Annotated in this window: 16 protein-coding genes and 1 pseudogene; 12 read left to right on the top strand and 5 right to left on the bottom strand. The window is 69.9% G+C overall.

Translation table 11 applies throughout. From position 1 onward, the window contains the following. The first annotated feature begins 3 nt into the window (after positions 1-3). The 8 genes from IEY55_RS15265 (at position 4) to IEY55_RS15230 (ending at position 10918) form a co-directional block, all read left to right on the top strand. Positions 4-1251 carry a S1 family peptidase gene (locus tag IEY55_RS15265; RefSeq protein WP_189058328.1) on the top strand — a complete coding sequence of 416 codons (1248 nt, stop codon included), beginning with the start codon at positions 4-6 and terminating at the stop codon, positions 1249-1251. A 156-nt stretch (positions 1252-1407) separates the two neighbouring features. Beyond that, positions 1408-5742 (top strand): glycoside hydrolase family 38 N-terminal domain-containing protein, encoded by a 4335-nt coding sequence (locus IEY55_RS15260; protein WP_189058326.1) that lies wholly within the window; start codon positions 1408-1410, stop codon positions 5740-5742. Further along, positions 5739-6305 (top strand): DUF7158 domain-containing protein, encoded by a 567-nt coding sequence (locus tag IEY55_RS15255; RefSeq protein ID WP_189058324.1) that lies wholly within the window; start codon positions 5739-5741, stop codon positions 6303-6305. The genes IEY55_RS15260 and IEY55_RS15255 overlap by 4 nt, the downstream gene beginning before the upstream one ends. A gap of 171 nt (positions 6306-6476) precedes the next feature. Then, entirely contained in the window at positions 6477-7394 is a 918-nt protein-coding gene (locus tag IEY55_RS15250) for an ROK family protein (RefSeq protein WP_189058322.1), read from the top strand. A gap of 68 nt (positions 7395-7462) precedes the next feature. Next, complete coding sequence (locus tag IEY55_RS15245; protein ID WP_189058320.1) at positions 7463-8317, top strand: helix-turn-helix domain-containing protein; 855 nt, start codon at positions 7463-7465, stop codon at positions 8315-8317. Positions 8318-8448: 131 nt separating this feature from the next. After that, entirely contained in the window at positions 8449-8745 is a 297-nt protein-coding gene (locus IEY55_RS15240; RefSeq protein WP_189058318.1) for a heme-binding protein, read from the top strand. A gap of 230 nt (positions 8746-8975) precedes the next feature. After that, entirely contained in the window at positions 8976-9305 is a 330-nt protein-coding gene (locus tag IEY55_RS15235) for a putative quinol monooxygenase (protein ID WP_189058316.1), read from the top strand. Positions 9306-9625: 320 nt separating this feature from the next. Next, positions 9626-10918: an erythromycin esterase family protein gene (locus tag IEY55_RS15230; protein ID WP_189058314.1), complete on the top strand. Its 1293-nt coding sequence runs from the start codon at positions 9626-9628 to the stop codon at positions 10916-10918. A 336-nt stretch (positions 10919-11254) separates the two neighbouring features. Here the strand turns inward: IEY55_RS15230 and IEY55_RS15225 are convergent. Continuing rightward, a pseudogene (locus IEY55_RS15225) lies at positions 11255-11841 on the bottom strand (peroxidase-related enzyme). A gap of 260 nt (positions 11842-12101) precedes the next feature. On the opposite strand from IEY55_RS15225, the gene IEY55_RS15220 reads away from it, so the two are divergent. Further along, on the top strand, positions 12102-13193 hold the full coding sequence (locus IEY55_RS15220; protein ID WP_189058312.1) for a P-loop NTPase family protein: 1092 nt from the start codon (positions 12102-12104) through the stop codon (positions 13191-13193). Beyond that, positions 13193-14851 carry an ATP-binding cassette domain-containing protein gene (locus IEY55_RS15215; RefSeq protein ID WP_189058310.1) on the top strand — a complete coding sequence of 553 codons (1659 nt, stop codon included), beginning with the start codon at positions 13193-13195 and terminating at the stop codon, positions 14849-14851. Before IEY55_RS15220 ends, IEY55_RS15215 begins: the two co-directional genes overlap by 1 nt. Before the next feature lie 34 nt (positions 14852-14885). On the opposite strand, the gene IEY55_RS15210 is transcribed toward IEY55_RS15215, so the two are convergent. From IEY55_RS15210 to IEY55_RS15200, 3 genes are all read right to left on the bottom strand, one after another. Next, positions 14886-15428 carry a hypothetical protein gene (locus tag IEY55_RS15210; RefSeq protein WP_189058309.1) on the bottom strand — a complete coding sequence of 181 codons (543 nt, stop codon included), beginning with the start codon at positions 15426-15428 and terminating at the stop codon, positions 14886-14888. A 239-nt stretch (positions 15429-15667) separates the two neighbouring features. After that, the gene (gene mctP / locus IEY55_RS15205) at positions 15668-17311 is read right to left on the bottom strand and encodes a monocarboxylate uptake permease MctP (protein ID WP_189058307.1); all 1644 of its coding nucleotides are present in this window, start codon (positions 17309-17311) and stop codon (positions 15668-15670) included. Continuing rightward, on the bottom strand, positions 17308-17607 hold the full coding sequence (locus tag IEY55_RS15200) for a DUF3311 domain-containing protein (protein WP_189058305.1): 300 nt from the start codon (positions 17605-17607) through the stop codon (positions 17308-17310). Before IEY55_RS15200 ends, mctP begins: the two co-directional genes overlap by 4 nt. 350 nt (positions 17608-17957) lie before the next feature. Here IEY55_RS15200 and IEY55_RS15195 point away from each other — a divergent pair, with 350 nt between their 5' ends. Then, positions 17958-18824: a septum formation family protein gene (locus IEY55_RS15195; protein WP_229686414.1), complete on the top strand. Its 867-nt coding sequence runs from the start codon at positions 17958-17960 to the stop codon at positions 18822-18824. Positions 18825-18831: 7 nt separating this feature from the next. Here the strand turns inward: IEY55_RS15195 and IEY55_RS15190 are convergent, their stop codons facing one another. After that, positions 18832-19233: a hypothetical protein gene (locus IEY55_RS15190; protein ID WP_189058301.1), complete on the bottom strand. Its 402-nt coding sequence runs from the start codon at positions 19231-19233 to the stop codon at positions 18832-18834. A 294-nt stretch (positions 19234-19527) separates the two neighbouring features. Here IEY55_RS15190 and IEY55_RS15185 point away from each other — a divergent pair, with 294 nt between their 5' ends. Beyond that, a complete protein-coding gene (locus IEY55_RS15185; protein WP_189058299.1) occupies positions 19528-20709 on the top strand; it encodes a helix-turn-helix domain-containing protein in 1182 nt (393 codons plus the stop codon). The last annotated feature ends 99 nt before the right edge of the window (positions 20710-20808 follow it).

Here is a 20808-nt window from a genome sequence, read left to right as displayed (position 1 = left end):
TGCATGTCCGCGCCCAGCAGGCCGAGGGCACGGCGTCTCGGCGCCGCCGCGACCCTGACCGCGGTGTCCACCGCCACCCTGGTCGTGGCCGGTGCACCGGCGATCGCCGACCAGAGCGCGACACCACTGACCGGGGCCCAGCTCGCCGCGGTCGACCAGCTGACCGCAACTGGGTTGGACCGGGTCGAGGCAACGCGCCGCGTCCTGGCACAGGACGACCAGACCGAGGTCGCCGACCGCCTCACCGCCCGGCTCAGCAGCCGTGCGGTGGGCGCCTACATCGACCAGGGCTCCGGCGGCCTCGTCGTGAACTTGACCGACAGGGCCGCCGAATCCGAGGTGCGGCGAGCCGGGGCCAAGGCCCGCACCGTGCAACGCGGCATGGACGAGCTACGGCGGGCCAAGGCCGCGCTGGACCGGGCCGGGGAGCGGGCCACCGCGGCCGCGAGCTGGTACATCGACATCCCGAGCAACCAGGTCGTCCTGCAGGTGCCGGAGAGCCACGGCGGCGTCACCGACCTGCTCCGGACCGCCGAGCGACTGGGCGACGCCGTGCGTGTGGAGAGCAGCGCGGGCACGCCCACCACGCAGTCCGGCGACCTGTACGGCGGCCAGCAGATCGAGTTCACCAGCAACGGGCACTCCTACGTCTGCTCGGTCGGGTTCAACGCCACCGACAGCGCGGGCAACGAGGTCATGGTCACCGCCGGGCACTGCGCGGAGGGCGTCAGCAGGTTCACGCGCAACGGCACCCACCTGGGAGACGTGAAGGACTACAGCTTCCCGGGGAACGACTACGCGTACTCAACGCTCGACACCGACAACTGGAACCCCAAGGCCGCGGTGTGGAGGTACAACGGCACCGCTGTGTCGGTGTCCGGTCACTCGAAGGCCAGCGTCGGCTCCACCGTCTGCAAGTCGGGCCGCACCACGAACTGGACCTGCGGTGAGATCAAGGCACACGACGTCACTGTCAGGTACAAGATGCCCGACAACAGTTTCGTGACGGTCAGCGGGCTGACCCAGCACGACGCCTGTAGCGAGGGTGGTGACAGCGGCGGGTCGGCGATCGCCGGCACCTCCGCTCAGGGCGTCAACAGCGGCGGCCAAGGGTACGAGGTCGACACCAACGGTGACGGCAAGCCGGACAAGGCCGTCTGTGGGGAGAAGGTCGGCGAGCCCAACGTGTCCTACTACCAGCCGATCGGGGAGGTGCTCAGCGCGTACAACCTCACCCTGACAACCTCCTGAGCAACCCAGCACGGGGAGTCTGTCCCGGGGACCGTGACAGGCGGTGCCCGGGACGTTGCTTACCGCCTCGCGGGCGGTTCGCCTTGTATTTGGGGTCACGGAGAGTCATCGTCGATATATGCCGTCGTGTTTTCGTGAGACGTAGCCGGGTCGGCCGTGGAAGTCACCGTCGAGCCGACCGAGCTCTTCACCGGGCCCGAGGACGCGCCGCTCCAGGTGGTGCGGGTGACGGTTGCGGAGGTTGCCGGCCCGGTTCGGGTGCACGTCGAGGGCCGGGGGCTGGACACCCCGGTGCCCGTCGTGGCAACGGTGCACGGGCGGACCACCTTCGAACTGGGAGTGTCCACATCGGCCCACCGGCCGGGTTCGGTGGTGCCCGGGCGGGTCGTGGCGGTCTCCGGCGACGAGGAGGCGACCGTCGACGTCGACCTCGTCGTGGCCGAGCCCGGTTGGACGATGTTCATGGTCAGCCATTTCCACTACGACCCGGTGTGGTGGAACACGCAGGCCGCCTACACCGCCGACTGGGATCGGCTGAACTTCCCCGACTCGCCGCGAGCCGCCTTCCAGCAGGCCGGTTTCGACCTGGTGCGGGCCCACCTGGAACTGGCGTTGCGGGAACCGGAGTACAAGTTCGTGCTCGCCGAGGTCGACTACCTCAAGCCGTACTGGGACACCCATCCCGAGCATCGCGCGGTGTTGCGCCGGCTGATGGCCGACGGCCGGATGGAGATCATGGGGGGCACCTACAACGAGCCGAACACGAACCTGACCGGGCCGGAGACCGCGATCCGCAACTTCGTGCTCGGCCTGGGGTTCCAGCGGCACGTGCTGGGTGCGGACCCGCGGACCGCGTGGCAGCTCGACGTGTTCGGGCACGATCCGGCGTTTCCCGGCATGGCGGCGGACGCCGGGCTGTCGTCCAGTTCGTGGGCACGTGGGCCGTTCCACCAGTGGGGGCCGGTCGAGGGCCGGCCGGGTGGCAGGGGCGATCCGACGCGGATGCAGTTCCCCAGCGAGTTCGAGTGGCTCGCGCCGTCCGGTCGTGGCCTGCTGACCAGCTACATGGCGCAGCACTACTCGGCGGGGTACTGGATGGACTCCGCGCCGTCGCTGGCCGAGGCGGAAGCCGCCACCTACGAGCTGTTCCTGACCCTGAAAAAGGTCGCCACCACGCGGAACGTCCTGCTACCGGTGGGCACCGACTACAGCCCGCCGAACAAGTGGGTGACGAGCATCCAGCGGGACTGGAACGCTTACTACACCTGGCCGCGGTTCGTCTGTGCGTTGCCGCGCGAGTTCTTTGCGGCGGTGCGGGCGGAGTTGGCCGAGCGTGCGGTGGAGCCGGTGCCGGTGACCCGGGACATGAACCCGATCTACACCGGCAAGGACGTCTCCTACATCGACACCAAGCAGGCCCAGCGGGAAGCCGAGATCGCGCTGCTGCAAGCCGAGCGCTTCGCGGTCTTCGCGTCCCTGCTGACGGGGGCGCGCTATCCCGATGCCGCGTTCACGAAGGCTTGGGTGCAGCTCGCGTACAACGCGCATCACGACGGAATAACCGGATCCGAAGGAGATCAGGTCTACCTGGATCTGCTGACGGGATGGCGGGATGCACGGGACATCGCGGTGGGGGTACGGGACACCGTGCTGCGGACGTTGACGTCCATTGTGGATGCGCCGACGGGTGGCGGCCTTCCGGCGACCGTATGGAACTCGTTGCCGCGCAACCGAACGGACCTGGTGACGATCCGTCTTCCGGACCCGATCGGTGTGGGTATCGATGTTGTGGACGATGAGGGACGTTCGTTGCCCACCCTGGTGGAGCACGACGGGACGAGTGTGACGTTCCTTGCCCGCGATGTTCCTTCGCTGGGATGGCGCAGCTTCCTGTTGCATCCCTCTGCCACGCCTTCCGGCTGGACGCCGGCCGAGGGCACCGAGATCGCCAACGAGTACTACCGGGTCACGGTGGATCCCGGGCGGGGTGGCGGGGTGTCGAGCCTGCGGGAGCTGGCCTTGGACCGCGAGCTGATCGCCGCCGGGCGGGTGGGCAACGAGCTGGCCCTCTATCCCGAGCACCCGAGCCATCCCAGCTTCGGCGAGGGCCCCTGGCATCTCCTGCCGCGTGGGCCGGCGACGGTCTCCGGTGACACCGAAGCGGAGTCGGTGCGGGTACTGCGCTGCGCGTTGGGGCAACGCCTCGAGGTGCGGGGGCGCGTGGGTTCGGTCCGCTACCAGCAGGCGATCACGTTGTGGCGTGGGACGCGACGGGTGGAGTGTTCGACCCGGGTCGAGGAGTTCACCGGCTCCGACGAGTTGCTGCGGGTGCGCTGGCCGTGCCCGGTGGCCGGCGGACTGCCGGTGAGCGAGGTCGGGAACCCGGTCATCGGGCGTGGTTTCGGGCTGGTCGACGTGGATGCGGCCGATCATCCATGGACGCTGGACAACCCGGCCCACACCTGGTTCGGGCTGGGTTCGACGGCCCGGGTCCGGGTCAACGACGTGGTGCGTGCGGTCGGGGTGGCCGAGGTGGTCGTACCGACACGCGACGAGGCCGCACCGTTGGCACGCCGGTTGGTCACCGCGCTGGGCCGGGCCGGGGTCACGGCGACCACCGGGGAGGCCCAGGGCGCGCGGTACGGCGATCTCGACGTCGACTCGAACCTGCCGGACTTCCGGATCGCGCTGGGCGGGCCGGCGGAGAACGGATTCACCGCCGAGGTGCTGGGGCGTGCCGGCCTCGCCTGGCACGAGGAGCTGGAGCGGCAGCTCGCGGCGAGCGGGAGGGCCGTGCTGTGGGTGCCCGCCGAACGCGCGTTGGCGGAGGTGTGGGTGCCCGGTGCCGACCTGCGGGACGCGCGGGCGTTGCCGGTGCTGGTGGTGGCCGGACGCGGCCGGGAGGACCTGCATGCCGCCATCGACGCCGTCGTCGCGGACCTCGACGACCAGGAGATCGTCGTCTCGCAGCAGCCTGGAGTACCGGAGAACTCGGCCGAGGAGCGGACCGTCGCGCTGCTCAACCGCGGGATGCCCGGGTTCGCCGTCGGTCCGGACGGCACGCTGCACGTCTCGCTGATGCGCTCGTGCACCGGTTGGCCCTCGGGTGTGTGGATCGACCCACCGAAGCGCACCACCCCGGACGGCTCCGGCTTCCAGCTCCAGCACTGGACGCACGTGTTCGAGTACGCGCTGGTCAGCGGGGCGGGTGACTGGCGGGAGGCGGGCATCCCCGCCCTCGGCGAGACCTACTCCCAGCCGCTGTTCGGCCTGCCCGTGGAGCTGGCGCCGGGAACGCGTCGCCAGCTTCCGGCCCGGGGCTCGCTGCTGCGGGTGGAGCCGGCCGAGCGGGTCGCGCTCGCAACGCTGAAGGCGGCCGGGAACCCGCTCAGCCGCGGCTCGGGCGAGCCGGTGAACCCGGCGGGCGCACTCACGATCCGGCTCGCCGAGCGGCACGGGGAGAACACGTCGGTGGCGGTCAGCTCGCCGATGCTGCGGTTCATCGACGCCGCGCGGGCGGATCTGTTGGAGCAGCGGGAGGACAGCGTCCCGACCGACGGAGACCTGGTGACGGAGCTGGGTGGCTTCGAGACCGCGACCTTCGTGGCGAAGCCGGAACTGGCCGCAACGTCCATAGTGGACAACGGAATGGTGGTGCCGCTCGGTCCGGAGTCCGAGGTGGCCCAACCCCTCTACGCCCGGTACTGGGCGCACAACAGCGGGCCCGCGCCGCTCGGTGGTCTGCCCGCCGCGATCCACGTCGACCCGGTGCAGCCGGTTGTTGAGGCCGGGAAGGGCGTCGTTCTGCGGGTCACGGTCGCCTCCGACCGCACCGACGGGGATCTGCACGGCGTGGTGCGGCTGGTCGCGCCGGAGAACTGGACCGTGGAGCCGGCCGAGTTCGAGGTCTCGCTTCGGCCCGGTGGGCATCACCACTGGGATGTGCGGATCAAGGAGCCGTCGGTGGGGCAGCTCGCCGCACTGCCGACGCCCGGGCGCTACCCGGTGCGGGCCCAGCTGCGGCTGATGGGCGATGACCTGCCGCCGAGCTGGCGCCAGGTGGTCGAGGACGTGGCGCTGCTGGGCGTGCCCGAGGACTCGACCGGGGTGTTCGGCATGGTCGGGCTCGCGGCGGACGGTGGCCTGGACGAGGCCGGGGCGGTGCCCGGTGAGGTGCTGAAGCTGGTGCAGGAGCCGGAGGCGGTCCGGGTGCGCCGGGGTGGACAGGGCCAGCTCCGGGTGGTCGTCGGCACCGATGCGCATGCGCCGCTGGCGCTGACGGCCCAGCTCATCAGCCCGTGGGGGACGTGGGAGGCGCTGCCGGTCGCGGTGCGCGGGGTCGAGCTGCCCGCGCGCGGCCACGCGGAGGTGACCTTCCCGGTGTGGCCGCCGCCGTGGGCGGAACCGGGCCGGTGGTGGGCGCTGGTGAAGCTGTCCGCGGCCGGTGCGCTCCGCTATTCGCCTGCGGTGCCGGTGGAGGTCGTCCCGTGATCGCCGCGTGGGTGGACGGCACACCGCTTCGGGTGTCCGAGGTGGATCGGGTGGAGCACGAGCTGCGCGCTCGGCCGGGCTCGTCGGTGCTGCCCGCGCACGACAGCAGCGAAGGGCGGCAGCTCCGGCGGTGGCTGGTTCAGCTGCTCACGGCCGCGGAGCTGGTGCGCGCGGAGGCGGCACGGCGCCACCTGGCCGAGCACGATGCTCCACCGTTGCGCGCCATCGCGCGGGAGCGGCACCACCTGTTGGAGTTGGGGAGCGTGGTGGCTGCGCTGTTGCGTCGTCATGCCTTGGCGCGGGCTGTGTTCGACGATGTCACGCGTGACGTCGAGGTGGGAGACGAGGAGGTTGCCGCCTACTACGCACGCAATGCGGACGTGGTGGGGGCCGTGCCGTTCACCGAGGCGCGGGGCGGCATCCTGGACCAGCTGCGGGGCGCGGCCCGGCGCCGTGCGTTCGTGTTGTGGCTGGATGGGCAGCGCGCCCACCGGGTGCGGCTCGCGGCCGGGTACGAGCATCCCGGTGACCCGCGCCAGCCGGACAACACGCACCGGCATTAGTGCGGGCAGCTGGCGAAAACCGGCCATGAACTCGCTTGTCGCCGCCGTGCGGCTGGCGACCGGGTATCGGGGTTGCTTGCGGGCGCGGGGGCTGGCCGGGGTCGGAGCCGTCTGTGGTGGCTCGCGGCCGGTGGTCGCGTTCCGGGGTAAGGCGTCGAGACTGGAGTGGGCGTGAGCGATCTGGTGCTTGCGATCGACATCGGTGGTACCAAGATCGCTGCCGGGGTGGTCGACCGTGACGGCCACGTGCTGCGGTCCGCGCTCCGTTCCACGCCGGTCGACGACGCCGAAGCCGCGTGGGAGCAGGTGCGGTCCGCCGTCGAGGAGGTACTGGCCGGGGCGCCGGCGATCGACGGCGTCGGAATCGGCTGCGCCGGGCCGGTCGACACCACGGCGGGCACCGTGAGCCCCATCAACATCGCCGGGTGGCAGAATTTTCCGCTGCGCACGCGGATGGTCGAGCTGGTGCCCGGTGTACCGGTACGGCTGGGTGGCGACGGGGTGTGCATGGCACTCGGCGAGCACTGGCGGGGTGCCGGCCGGTCGAGCCGGTACCTGCTGGGGATGGTGGTCTCGACCGGGGTCGGCGGCGGGCTCGTGCTGGACGGGCGACCGTATGGCGGTCGCACCGGCAATGCCGGGCACATCGGGCACGTGGTGGTCGAGCCGGATGGGTTGCCGTGCACGTGTGGCGGCCGGGGCTGCGTCGAGACGGTGGCCGGCGGGCCGCGGATGGTCGAGTGGGCCCGGGTGCAGGGATGGCGCGCGCCGGCCGGGGCGGACGCCGCCGCGCTCGCCGAGGCGGCGCGGGCCGGGGACGAGATCGCACGGGCCGCGTTCGAGCGGGGTGGGACCGCGGTCGGGATGATGATCGCCGCGGTGGCGGCCGTGTGCGACCTCGACCTGGTGGTGGTCGGGGGCGGGGTGGCCAAGGCCGGGCCGCTGCTGTTCGACCCGATCCGGCGGGCGCTCGACGTGCACGCGGGGTTGTCGTACCTGTCCGCGCTACGGGTCGTTCCCGCGCGGCTCGGGGCCGAGGCCGGCCTGGTCGGCGCCGCCGCCCTCGTCGTCCCGCCGTTCGGCGGCTGACCTCACCCCCTCCTGACCAGGGCGTCCCTGACCGGCCCACCGGCGCCGGCGAGGGAATACTCGGACACATGGATCGCCGGGAGGAGTTGCGAGAGTTCCTCAAGTCGCGGCGGGCGCGGGTCCGACCCGATGATGTCGGCCTCGCCCAGCACGGTGGCCGTCGCCGCGTGCCCGGGCTGCGGCGCGAGGAGGTGGCGCGGCTGGCCGGTGTCAGCGTCGACTACTACGTGCGCCTGGAACAGGGCCGTGGCCAGAACCCCTCGGCCGAGGTCCTGGACTCGATCGCGCGGACGCTGCGGCTCGATGCGTCGGAGCGCACCTATCTTTTCGAGCTCGTGCGGCCGGTACCCGGTATCGAAGGTCCGGCAGCCCCGCAGACCGTACGGCCCGGAGTACGTCGGCTGCTCGACTCGCTGGCGCACTCGCCGGCCTACGTTCTCGGACGGCGCCTGGAGGTGCTGGCGTGGAACACCATGGCACGGGTCCTCATCGCCGACTTCCCGGCGCTGCCCGCGGGCGGCAGGAACCTGGCCCGGCTCGTTTTCCTCGACTCCTCCGCCCGTCAACGTTATGTGAACTGGCAGCGAAAGGCGGACGACACCGTGGCCATCCTTCGGATGGACTTCGGGCGGCACCCGCGGGATCCACGGCTCAACGCGCTCGTGGCGGAGCTGTCGGCCGAAAGCGCCGACTTTCGTCGAATGTGGTCGGACCGGCACGTGCAGGAGAAGACCCACGGTGACAAGTCGCTCTACCACCCGCTCGTGGGCACGCTCCCGCTGTCCTTCGAAACCCTGCGGCTACCCGATGACCCGGACCAGGCTTTGGTCGTCTACGTGGCGGATCCCGGTTCGCGTGCCGAACAGGAGCTCCGCCTACTCGCCAGCAAGGCTGAGTCGGGAAAGCTGTGGGCCGCGCCATAAAGGTGGTTCCGGCGGTCCCAGTCACGGTGAGCCCTCGGTCCGGTGGAACATAGGAAAAGCCGGTCCTGGTTGCTTTGCTCGAACGAACGCAGCATGGGTGTCGCACGGATACGGCCATCTGGAGGAAACCCGTGACGTACCACTTGCTCGTGCAGTTCGACGTCCCTCCGGCCAAGCGGGAGGAGTTCGTCAAGGCCGCCTTGTTCGACGCGAACGACTCCCTCGCCAAGGAGCCGGGAACGCTTCGATTCGAGGTCCTGCGGGACGAGGACAACCGAAACCGGTTCTACCTCGACGAGGTCTACACCGACCGGGAGGCGTTCGAGGCGCACTGCCAGAACGAGACCATCAAGCAGTTCTACGAGATGATCGACAGCTTCGCCTATGGCCCGAACTTCCTCTTCAAGGGGTATCGCGTCGAAGGGTGAGCGATCGCTTACCGAACATGGGCGGGGCGGGGCCGCGAGCCAGTGATGCTCTGATGAGATATCGCAATGGCGGCGGCCAAGGTTGCGGCACTGGCGCGACGGGGTTCACACGAATCCCGTCCCCGCCACCCACGAGCCGGGAGTGGGGCCGGCCGGCGTGTCGACCGGCCCCACTTCCGGTGCCACGCAGGCCGTCACCGTCCATGGTGGTGTGAGGGAGGAACGAGATCGTGATTTTCATCGTCGTGAAGTTCACCGTCCGTCCCGAGCGGAGCGAGGACTGGCTCTCGCTCGTCGAGGACTTCACCAAGGCTACCCGGCAGGAACCGGGGAACGTCTTCTTCGAGTGGAGCAGGAGCGTCGACAACCCCCACCAGTTCGTGCTTCTCGAGGCTTTCGCCTCGCCGGAGGCCGGCCGGGAGCACGTGAACTCCGACCACTTCAAGGAAGCGATGGCGTGGATGCCGCGGGTGATCGCGGGTAAGCCCGACATCATCAACGTCGAGGTTCCCGGAGACGGCTGGTCGGAGATGGCGGAGCTGGCCCCGTCGCAGGACTGACACCGGTCCTGGGTCGTCGTACCCGTACCGGCACCGCCATACACCGGGTATCGGAGAAACCCCTTGCCGACACGGGGCGGGGTCGGCGAGGGGCGGTGCCGATGTCGGTTTGCGTAACAGGGTTCGCCTGATAGGGTCGGGCCATGTCCGTTGGCAGTCTGTTTCTCTGACGCTCCCCACGGGGAGGCACGTAGCTGGGGTGAGTTCTTCCCCGGCTGTCGCATGTGAACGCAAGCCCGCTGTCGTGTAGCGGTGTGTTGCGTGCTTCTGTGCTCCCCGCTCGGTGCCCGCGTGTCCACTACACCGAGAAATGAGCAATCATGACTGCCTACACCTCTTCTGGTTCTGCCGCGCTTGCCGACTACTTCCGCAAACGAGCCGACGTCTTGCGCACTCTCGACCCCGACGCGCCGCTGGACGACCTGGAGCCGCTGCGGGAGATCGTCGGCGATGCCCGCGTTGTGGCCGTGGGTGAGGGAGCCCACTTCGTCCACGAGTTCGGCCTCGCCCACGCGCGAGTGCTGCGTTTCCTGGCGGAGCGCTGCGGATTCACCGTCCTGGCCATGGAGTTCGGTTTCAGCGAAGGCTTCGCGCTCGACTCGTGGCTCAGCGGTGGCGGTGCGGAGAGCGACCTCGCTGAGCTGAGCGGCGCCCTCAGCCTGGGGCTGGCCGGTGAGCTGCTGCGCTGGCTTCGCCGGTACAACCGGACCGGTTCGCGTCCCGTGCGGTTCGTCGGCGTGGACATCCCCACCAGCGTCGCGATCCATCATGACCTGGTGCCGGTCAGCGACTACCTCAGTGTGGTCGATCCCGATGCGTTGCCCACGCTGGAAACCGCGCGCGGGATTGCCGACCGGATCGCGTCCGGTTCGGCCGTCGTGGGCGCCCTGAGTTGGTTCGAACACGAGCCGGCCGAGCAGGACGCGTTGACCGCCTCGCTGGCACGTCTGCTGCTGCGGATGCGCGCCCTGGAACCACTCTACGTCTCGCGTAGCGACCAGAACAGCTACGACCTTGCCCTACGCCAGATGGAGGCGGCCTGTCACACCGACTACATGTACAAGGCCATGCACGGCATCTTCTCCGGGAATCACGTTCCGGGTGACACCTCGGTCCGTGACCGCTACATGGCTGATTCACTGAGCTGGCACCTCGACCGCCTCGAGCCGGGGACCCGTGTCGTGCTGGTCGCGCACACCAACCACATCCAGAAGACCCCGGTCAGTTTCGGTGATATTACTGCCTTGCCGATGGGCCACCACCTGGACCGGATGCTTGGTGAGGACTATTGCGCGCTGGCCCTGACCCACACTTCCGACACGGTCCCGGAGATGCACTTCCCCGACGAAACCTCGGAAGTTGGTTTCACCGTCGCGCCGGTCAACGTGGCGACGCCCGAACCCGGCAGTGTCGAGGCCGGTCTCATCGACGCCGGACTCGGTGGTGACATCACCCTGACCAACCTGCGCGACGCACCGCGCGACGCGACGGCTTCGGTGGCTCTCAACAGCATCCGGACGCAGAGCGCCGCCATGGTCACGCCCGTTCCGGAAGCGTTCGACGCTGTCCTGTCCAGCCCCGTCGCCAACATGGACGAGACCGTCAAGTTCTAGCGAACAACGGCGATCCTTGCTGTGGGGCCAGCCGGTGCGCGCTGGCCCCACAGCACGCGCCTGTTAGGACGCCGTGACCGCCTACACCGAACCGGCGGCGGAAGCACTGTCCACCAACGACACCATCCGCCCCAGAGACGGATACCCGCTGGTCACAGCCCCCTCCCATCCCGGGGTGGCGCCCCGCGACCAGCCTACTGATCGTCAAAACCGCGTCGCAAGACACGGAGTTGCATCTGTGGACAACTTGACGGGCTGTGGATGAGTGCAATCCACAGAGCGCTTTGTCGACACCGACGCGTGTCGACAAAGCCGCTGATTCCGATCGGATTCCGCTTACCCGGCGTCGCGCGGGACCCGGCCGAGAAGGTGGAACTCCGGGTTGGGCCGCAGCGCCATCAGGTGTGCCAGCCGGTTCGACATGGCGAAGAACGCGGTGATCGCGCCAACCTGCCAGATCTCCTCGTCGGTGAGGCCGGCGGCGCGTGCCGCGTCGAGATCGGCCTCGGTGAGCCGCGCCGAGTCCCTGGCCAGCAGCAAGGCCAGGTCGATGATCGCCCGCTGCCGCTGCGGAAGCTCCGTTCCCCACGGGCTCGCCGCCACGTCGTCCGCGAGATACGGGTCCTTGCTCCGGATGCGATGAATCGCACCGTGCGCGACCACGCAGTAGGCGCAGTGGTTCGCGCCGGAGGTGGCGACCACGACCAGCTCCCGCTCGTCCGGCTCAGGCCGCCCTCGGTCTCCATCAGCGCGTCGTGGTGGTCCATGAACGCGCGCAGCTCGTCGGGTCGGTGCCCCAGCGCCCGGAAGATGTTGGGCACGAACCCGGCCTTCTCCGCGATCGCGTTGATGCGTCCCCGCAGGTCGTCCGGTAGACCATCCGGTTCGACGACCCCGAACCTGCTCACCCGCTCCGCTGCCATGTCACCACGCTAGCGGGCCCACCCGGACGCCGTGGGGGACTCCTCGGGGCGGACCGGCACCCAAGCCGCAGACAACGGAGCCCGATCTCCTATCACAGATCGATAACCGTAAGTCGAACCATTCCATTCCACCTGGTGGCAGATCAGCACAATACTTCCTGGCCAGTAACGCACAGTTCATAGTTAACTAATCTCGGATTTACTTACGAACTGTTCTGTCGCGCCGGGTGGGGGTTCGCCACGTCGTCACTGGAGGTTTCATGCTGCCCGCGTTCGCGGCGGACCGTGTCGCCCGGTGGAAGGTCGCCTACAGCGTCCGCCGAGTCGACCTGAACCGTCCGCTCGCCCTGGCGACCCACGTCCCCCCGCGGCACGGCGACCTGGTCCTGGCCCGGGTCACCGCCGTCGGCCAGCACGTCAGGCTGGAGCTGACGGCCGGCCGGCGCGCCGAGCTCTACCCCGGCGACGAGATCGTCGTGGGCTACGGCACGCGGTACTCCCCCGACCAGTTCGAGGCGGAGCTCCCCACCGACCTGTCCCCCTGCCACCTGGTGGCCGCCGGGGGCATTGCGGCCCTCGTCAACGCCAAGCACAGCCGGATGGCCACCCCCACCGCGCTCGAGCCGGTCGGGCTGTTGGCAACCCCGGACGGCAGCGTGCTGAACGTGGCCGAGGGCGCGCTCCCCGACCCACCGCGGCCGCACCACCGGGTGCCCACCGTGCTCGTCGCCGGCACCGCCATGAACGCGGGCAAGAGCACCACGGTGTCCTCGCTCGCCCGCGGGCTGACCCGCGCCGGACTCCGCGTCGGCGCCTGCAAGATCACCGGTACCGGTGCCGGTGGCGACCGCTACAGCTACGTCGATGCGGGCGCGGCCGAGGTGCTCGACTTCACCGACCTCGGTCTGGTCTCCACCTACCGGGTCCCCGTCCCGCGGCTGGCCGACATCGCGGTCGCCATGCACGGCCATCTCGTCGCCGGCCGGGTACAGGTCGCACTCATCGAGATCGCCGACGGGCTGTTGTGCACGGAGACCGCGGAGCTGCTGGGCCACCCGGCGCTCCACGACCTGGTCGATGGCGTGATCCTCGCGGCCGGTGACGCGGCCGGAACGGTCACCGGCGTGCGGCTGCTGCGGCAGTCGGGGCACCGGGTGCTCGGTGCGTCCGGGTTGTTCACCTCCTCACCGTTGGCCACCCGGGAGGCCCGCGCCGCGCTGGACGTGCCGGTCCACCTCACCCATGAGCTGTCCTCTCCCGCGGTGGCCGGCGAGGTGTTGGCGAGCGTGGCTCCGGGCATCGAGACGTCCTCCGGTGGCGATCTCACCGAGGTCGCCGCGCTCGCGTCCTGATGAGTGCCGCAGTCGTTCCGAAGCCGTTGCACGGGCGCCGTGCCCTGCTCTTCGCCGGGCTGGTCGCGCTCGGCCTCGGGCACGCACTGGCCGCGATCGCCTGGTCGCTGCTCGTCCGCGCGATGATTCACCGGCTCGGCGCGCCGCAGCAGGCGACGGGCTGGCTGCCGGGTGCGGGCAGCACCGCACTCGGCCTCGCCCTGGCCACCGCGGCCATGTTGGGCCTGGAGCGGGTGTTGGCCGAGCGCCTGGGCCAGAGCTGGGTCAATGACCTCCGGGTCACGGTGTTCGAGCACATCGCGCGCACCCCGGTGCGCGAGTACCGCAGGTCCACCGGGGCCACCTCGCTGCGGTTCGTCGGCGACATGACCGCGCTGCGCCGGTGGGCCGCGCTCGGTCTGGCCAAGCTGGCCGTCGCGGTGCCGATGCTGGCGGGCTGTCTCGTCGCGCTCACGCTGGCCAGCCCGCTGGTGGCGGCGACGGTCGGCGTGGTCGTGCTCGGTGGGTTCCTCGGCATCCAAGCCCTCACCCCGCGGCTCTACGAGACGAGTGTCGAGGCCAGGCGCCGCCGCGCCCGGGTCGCCGCACACGTGACCGAGCGCGTGCGCAGCCGCCTGGTGATGCAGGCGTACGGCCAGGAGGACAAGGAACGCCGGCTTCTGCACCGGCGAAGCAGCCGGCTGGCCGGGGCGATGGTGCGGCGTGCCCGGATGGTGGGGGCGGTGCGGGCGACCGGCGAGGCAACCATCATGATCGCGACGGGTACCGCCCTCGTTGCCGCGTTCATCGCCGGGGTGGACGCGGCCGCCGCGGCCGGTGCGCTGGCGGTCATCGGCATCCTGACCACACCGCTGCGTGACCTCACCAGGGTCGCCGAGTACCGGGTGGGCGCGACGGTGTCGATGGAACGGCTCGCGGCGACGCTGCGCCGCCCCATCCGGCCGCGACTGGACAGCGGCGAGGTGGTCGAGCCGCCGGAGGGAGCGGGCACGCTGTCGGTGCGGAATGTCTCCGTTACGGGCGTTCTCAGCCGGGTCAGCGTGGAGTTGCCGGGCGGAAGCACGGTGGCACTGGTGGGCCCCAACGGCTCGGGAAAGTCCAGCCTCCTCACGGTCCTGGCGGGGCTGCTGCTGCCGGACTCCGGCCAGGTGCTGCTCGACGGGGTCGACCTCCGGGCCGTCGACGAGCAGGAGCTGCGCCGGATGATCCGGCTCGTCGGGCCGGACCTGCCGTTGCTGCGGGGGACCGTGGCCGACAACATCCGTTACGCCGCGCCGGATGCCGACGAGGAGGCCGTGGCAGAGGCGATCCGGCTCAGCGGGCTGGACGAGGTGCTCGCCGAGCTGCCGGACGGACCCCGCACCCGCGTCGGCGAGGGTGGCACCGGGCTGTCGGCGGGCCAACGGCAACGCGTCGCTCTGGCCCGCGCCGTGCTCGGTCGGCCCCGGGTGCTCCTGCTCGACGAGGCCGACGCGCACCTGGACCCCACCGCAGCCACGGCCGTGGACCGGCTGATTGCCGGCTTCCCCGGAACCGTCGTGGTGGTCACTCACCGGCCCGAGCGGATCAACAGTGTGCAGATGGTCTGGCGGCTTCGTGGCGGGCAGGTCGAGGTTGGCACCGACGGGTGGCGGGAGCAGCTGACGGCGTGGGCCTAGCGACGCGCCCGGGCCTGCGGCTGGTCGGTCCGGGCTAGCGGAAGATCAGGGTGAACGGGCCGGACGAGCCGGTCAGGCCCTTCTTCGTACCACAGGCTTGTTCGTCCTCGTCCTTGCTCAGTGCGAACCCGCCTTCCAAACTCTTGCCCTGGTGCTCGCCGCCGGTCACCTGGCCGCGGAAGACGAGGGCGGTCACCCCGGACTGCTTGTGGGTCTCCGTCTTGCCGGCCTCGAAGGTGCTCTTCGTGCCGTCGGCCCAGTCGATCTGCCCGGTGAAGCTGGTGTTCCCGCCGGAGCAGGACAGCTGGCCAGGGGCGGCCCGGTTGGAGAAGGTGATCGAGCCGGAGCTCATCTCGCCGCCCTTCTCCATACAGGTCAGCGAGCCCTTACCGTCCACCACCACGGGTTTCTTCACCTTGTTCAGGCCGCCCTCGTAGGTAGTCTCGGCGTTGCCGACACACGCGTGGTCCTCCGCGGCGGCGGTTGCGGACGGGAGCGGGAGGACGAGGGAGGATGCGGCGGCGGCTCCGCCGATGGCCAGCCACCAACGGACGGTCTTGAGTGGTCGAGCGGTCACGGGTTTCCTATCGGCGGCTGACCCACTGGACCTTTGTGGGGGCCACCCGATAGTGCTCCGCCGAATCGCCGGACCCGTTGGCGAGCCGGTGGATCGTTGCCGTGCGGACCGACGGGATGTGTCATCCCTTCGGCTCCGTGGTGGTGCCGTTCGCCCTCGACGCCCAGTCCAATGCCCGCGGCGGACGCGAGGAGGAGGGCGCGCCCCGCGCGTCGCACGCCCTCCTCCGTTCGGGCGGACTAGTGCACCCCGACCGGCTTGAGGCGGGCGTCGCCCTCGTCCGCGTGGTAGTCCGACGGGGACGTCCTGTCCAGGCCGTTGGCGGTCCCGGTACGCCGCAGCACGAGCGTGACGAGCACCGCGACGACGAGGTTGGCCAGCAGGGCGACGAACCCGACGTAGATCTGGGTCCGCACGCCCTCGAAGGGCGTCCACCCGAGGAGGGAGAGCTGTTCCAGCTTGATGGCCGAGCCGCCGAAGTGCTCCTTACCCGCGGCCGGGTTCGGGATCTCGTACAGCATCACGAATCCCCACGCCATGCCGGCAACCCAGCCCGCGATCAGGCCCCAGAGGTGGAACCAGCGGGTGTAGAGGGAGATCGCCACCGCCGGCAGCGTCTGCAGGATCATCACACCGCCGATGAGCTGCAGGTCGATGGAGAACTGCGGGTCGACGAACACGATGAACGCGACCGCGCCGAACTTCACCACCAGGGAGGCGAGCTTGGCCTGCTTGGCCTCCTGCGCCGGGGTCGCATCCTTGCGCAGGTATTCCTTGTAGATGTTGCGCGTCCACAGGTTCGCCGCGGCGATCGACATGATCGCGGCCGGGACGAGTGCCCCGATTCCGATGGCCGCGAACGCAAAGCCGGTGAACCAGTCGGGGAACTGCTGCTCGAACAGCACCGTAACCGTGGTGTTCGAGTCAGGCCGTCCGGTTGCCTGGTTGACGATCGGCTTGACCCCGGTGCTGATCGCCATGTACCCGAGCAGGGCCAGCATGCCCAGCAGCAGTGAATATGCGGGCAGCGCAACCATGTTGCGCTTGATGACGTTGCGGCCCTTCGAGGCGAGGATGCCGGTCAGGGCATGCGGGTAGAGGAAGAGCGCCAGCGCGGAGCCGAGGGCGAGGGTCGCGTACTGCAGCTGGTTGTGTTCGCCGAGCAGCATGCCGTCGGCTGGCGACGGGGTTGCGTCGAACTTCGCTCGCGCACCATCGAAAATCGCACCCCAGCCGCCGAGTTTGGCGGGGAGGTAGAAGACCGCGGCCAGGATCACGATGTAGATGAGCGTGTCCTTGACGAACGCGATCAACGCCGGCGCACGCAAACCCGACTGGTAGGTGTAGAGCGCGAGGATCACGAACGCCAGGAAGAGCGGCGCGTGGCCGAGGAGGCCGGAGCCGTTGAACCCCATCGTGCGCAGGACGGCCTCCAGGCCGACGAGCTGCAGCGCGATGTAGGGCATCGTGGCGACGATTCCGGTGATCGCGACCAGGAAGGCGAGCGCGGAGGATCCGTAACGGCCGCGCACGTAGTCCGCCGGCGTGACGTAGCCGTGGACACGGGAGACCGACCACATGCGCAGCAGTGGCAGGAAAACGATCGGGTAGAGGATCACCGTGTAGGGCAGGGCGAAGAAGCCCATGGCGCCCGCGCCGAACATGAGCGCGGGGACGGCAACGAAGGTGTAGGCGGTGTAGAGGTCACCGCCGACCAGGAACCAGGTGATCCAGGAGCCGAACTTCCGGCCGCCCAGGCCCCACTCATCGAGATGGTCGAGGGTTGCGCCGGCCTTCCACCGCGCCGCGGCGAAGCCCATCACCGTGACGAGCAGGAACAGCAGGCTGAAAACGACGATCTCGGTCCACTGCAGGTTCGTCACCGGCCGGGTCCCCCATCCTGCTCACCGGCATCCAGGTCATCGAGGGCAAGGCGGTCCGGCTTGTCCGTGCGCACCGGCTCGGCCCTGGTCTTGAGGTACACCAGCCCGACGCAGATGACGCCGAGCGGCACGAACAGGAACTGGAACCAGTAGAAGAAGGGCACGCCGAACAGCCGGGGCTCGTCCCGGTTGAACAGCGGGGTGACGAGCATCAGCAACGGCACCAGGAGCAGCAGGTTCCACGCGTTCCAGCGCAGGCCGTTGGGACGGTTGGTCGGCGGTGGGCCAGCGGACATCGCTCCCCCTAGGGCGGCCACCAACCGGCGCGGGCCGTCCGCGCCGGCGCGCCCCGGTTCGGGGCGCGCCGGGCATGTTAAGCGTGGGTGTCGCCTTCGTCACCCGTTCAGGCGCACCTCATGACCAAATCGTGACTACTACTTCCCAGTAGGCGAGAAGGAGGCCGGACCAGGTTACGCGCCCCAAGACCACCACAGCGAGTCACCGTCACCGCTGGTCATTTACTGCGAAGGGGGTGCGGAACGCGGCCCGGGCCGGGGGATGGGGTGGCCGGCGATCCCACCATATGACTCATTCGTGGTTGCCCGACCCGACGGTACGGTGCGCGCAGGCCAAACCGGGTGAGGGAATGCGAATGCTGGTGACGCGGCGCGAACCACGCACGAGTGTTCTGGTCCTGCTCGCGGCCATGCTGGTGGTGCTACCCGCCTGCACGACGGCGGTGGCCGGGCAGCCGACGGCGGCGGTGCGGTTCCCGCACTCCCCTCCGGTGGAGCGGGCCAAGGCGCCGCCCGGGGTGGGGACGTGCCTGCGGTCGGAGACGTTCGACGAGGTTCCGTGCGAGAGCCCGCACGAGGGCGAGGTGTCGCTCAACGGGGTGTTGCCCGACGGCCTGCCGTCCGAGCCCGATGACGGCACCATGTTGCGCGCAGTGCTGCCGACCTGCCGGAAGGCCGCTGTGGAGTACCTGTCCAGCACGGACGCCGATGCGACGCGGTTGCAGGCGTGGGCGTTCTGGCCGTCGGCCCGGGGTCTGGCGGATGGCCAGAGCTGGCTGGTGTGCGCGGTGTTCGAGACCGGGCCCGACGAGAAACCGGCGACGCGCACCGGTTCGCTGCGTGGGGCCCTGGCCGGGGAGGGTTTCGACGAGTACCAGCAGTGCACGGCCGGGTCGCCCGGCCGGGACGAGCGCCTGGTGACGGTACCCTGCGACCAGCCGCACCTGGCGGAGGCGGTGCCCGGGGTGCTGAGCCTGGGGGCGCCGCACGACCCGGCACCGGGTGCGGAGGAGATGACGCGGCGGGCGCAGGAGCACTGCACGGCGGCGGTGGAGGGATATCTGGGGGCGTCGCGGGACGATGTGGTGGTCTCCTGGCGCATGCCCAGCCCGGAGAACTGGGCCGAGGGGTACAACAACGTTGTCTGCTACGTGGAGACGACGACGCCGCTGAAGCAGCGACTGCGGGGTATCGGAACGAACCCGCTACCGACGTAGTCGGGCTTCAGACCCATCGCGGAATGTATCCGACGAAGTCGTCGCCGAGCGCGGCGGCGACATGCTGATGGGCCCGGCCGACGATGTAGGGAAGGGCGAGAACCTCCACGGGCGCGCCCAGGATTTCGAGTTCGTGGAGTTGGCCCGCGAGGGTTGCGGCGCGGTGCTGGTAGGAGCCGACGACGGTGGTGATGCCCTCGGCGGCGATGAGTTCGGCTGCGCTGATGTAGACCTCGGCGCGGAGGTGAGCGAGGTTGGCGAGGGCGGGTTCGCCCTGTGCCGTGAGGTTTCGGGCGTCTCGCATGGCGTTGTCGGCCCAGCGCGCGAGCATCGCGGTGGGTGATCCGCCCGGCCGGCGTCCGGGATAGGGCAGACGGTCGAGGGGCGACGAGAAGGGACAGGAGGTCACGCCCGGCTCCGTCGGGCGGCGCGGTCGAGACGTCGGAGGTACCACCACGCGGACAGCCGGATTATGGGTCGGAGGTGACTGATCTCAGGCCAGAACGCCCCGATCCATGCGCCGAGACACATGGCGACCAGGACCCAGAACACGAACATGACTCACCTTCTCTGTCTGGATACGGGTGGGCTGCGGGCTTTTCCCACAGGGCCGGGGCCCTCCGCAGCCCATCCACAGCTCTGAGCCTGGACTTGGGCCAACGCGCCGAGTGACAACTCGGTGACAACACGTAGGCTCGGCGGCATGGGCGCGGCGACGATGGGTGAGCGAGTGGCGCTCGAGCGGAAGCTGGCTGGCCTAACGCAGCAGCAGCTCGCCGCCCGGACGCACTACAGCACCTCGATGGTGCGGGCTGTGGAGCAAGGCCGGACCGAGGCGTCCACGGCCTTCCTGGCGGCTGTCGCCCGGGCGCTGCGGATCGAGCTCGAGCAGCTCACTGGGCAGCCCTACCGCGAGGAGATGGGGGCCGGCACCCTGCCGGACATCGCGGACATCCGAGCCCTGCTCGCGGAAGGCTCCCGGGTGCGGGCCGTCGATCCGGGAGATCCGGCAGAGCTGGCCGCCGACCTGGCAGAGGTCCGGCGACTGCGACGCGAGGACAAGGGCCGCCAAGCTCTGTCAAAGCTTCCTGTGCTGCTCCGCCGCCTGCACGGCGCCGCACACGCCGGCGGCGAGGTGGAGCGGGGGCGGGCCTACGACATGCTTGCCCTCGCGTACACCAGCACCGCGATGCTCACCTATCGCTTCGGGTTCCTCCCGCTGGCTGCCCTTGCCATCGACCGGGCCGAGACAGCCGCCGAGCGTGCCGCCGATCCCCGGATGATCCCTCATGCCTTGGTGCATCGCGGCCTGCTGCTGATGTCCTACGCCTCCTATGACTCCGCGCGCGACATGATCCGCGAGGCTATGCGCACCCTCGAGGATGTCCCGCGCGACGAAGGTGCCCTAGCAGTGCTCGGTTCGGCACACCTGCGCGGAGCAATCATCAATGCGCGCTCCTTCAACCTCGACTCCGCTCGCGAGCACATCGCCGAGGCGGCGCGGATCGGGCGACATGTCGGGCGCGAGACCACCGCGTATGACACGAACTTCGGGCCCGGAAATGTCGAGCTCCATCGGATCGGGGTCGAACTCGATGGGGGTGATCCGGGGAGGGCTGCGCAGGAAGGCGGCACACTGCGCCTCCCAGCGGACATGAAGCCCACGCGTCTCGGGCACCACCACATGGACATGGCTCGGGCATGGATGCTCGCGGGCAAGCCTGACAAGGCGCTCCGCTCCCTCAACACCATGCGGAGGATCGCGCCCCAGCAGTGCCGGCTCCATCCCAATGTCCGGGAGACAGTCCGGCTGATCGCCGTAACCGAGCGCCGCAAGACAGACAGCCTCACCGCCTTCGTAGGTTGGCTCGGCATGAAGCTCTAGGGAGTGGCTTCCGTCACATCTCCTGTCGGGCTTCCGTTCCCGGTGTCCGGCATTGCACGCTATCCGGACCTCGCCCCGGACATCGCCGTTCACCTCGCG

The organism is Longimycelium tulufanense (assembly GCF_014645795.1).
Classification (GTDB): domain Bacteria; phylum Actinomycetota; class Actinomycetes; order Mycobacteriales; family Pseudonocardiaceae; genus Longimycelium; species Longimycelium tulufanense.
The sequence above is the reverse complement of the archived record's forward strand: the minus strand, read 5'-3'. Positions and strand labels throughout refer to the sequence as shown.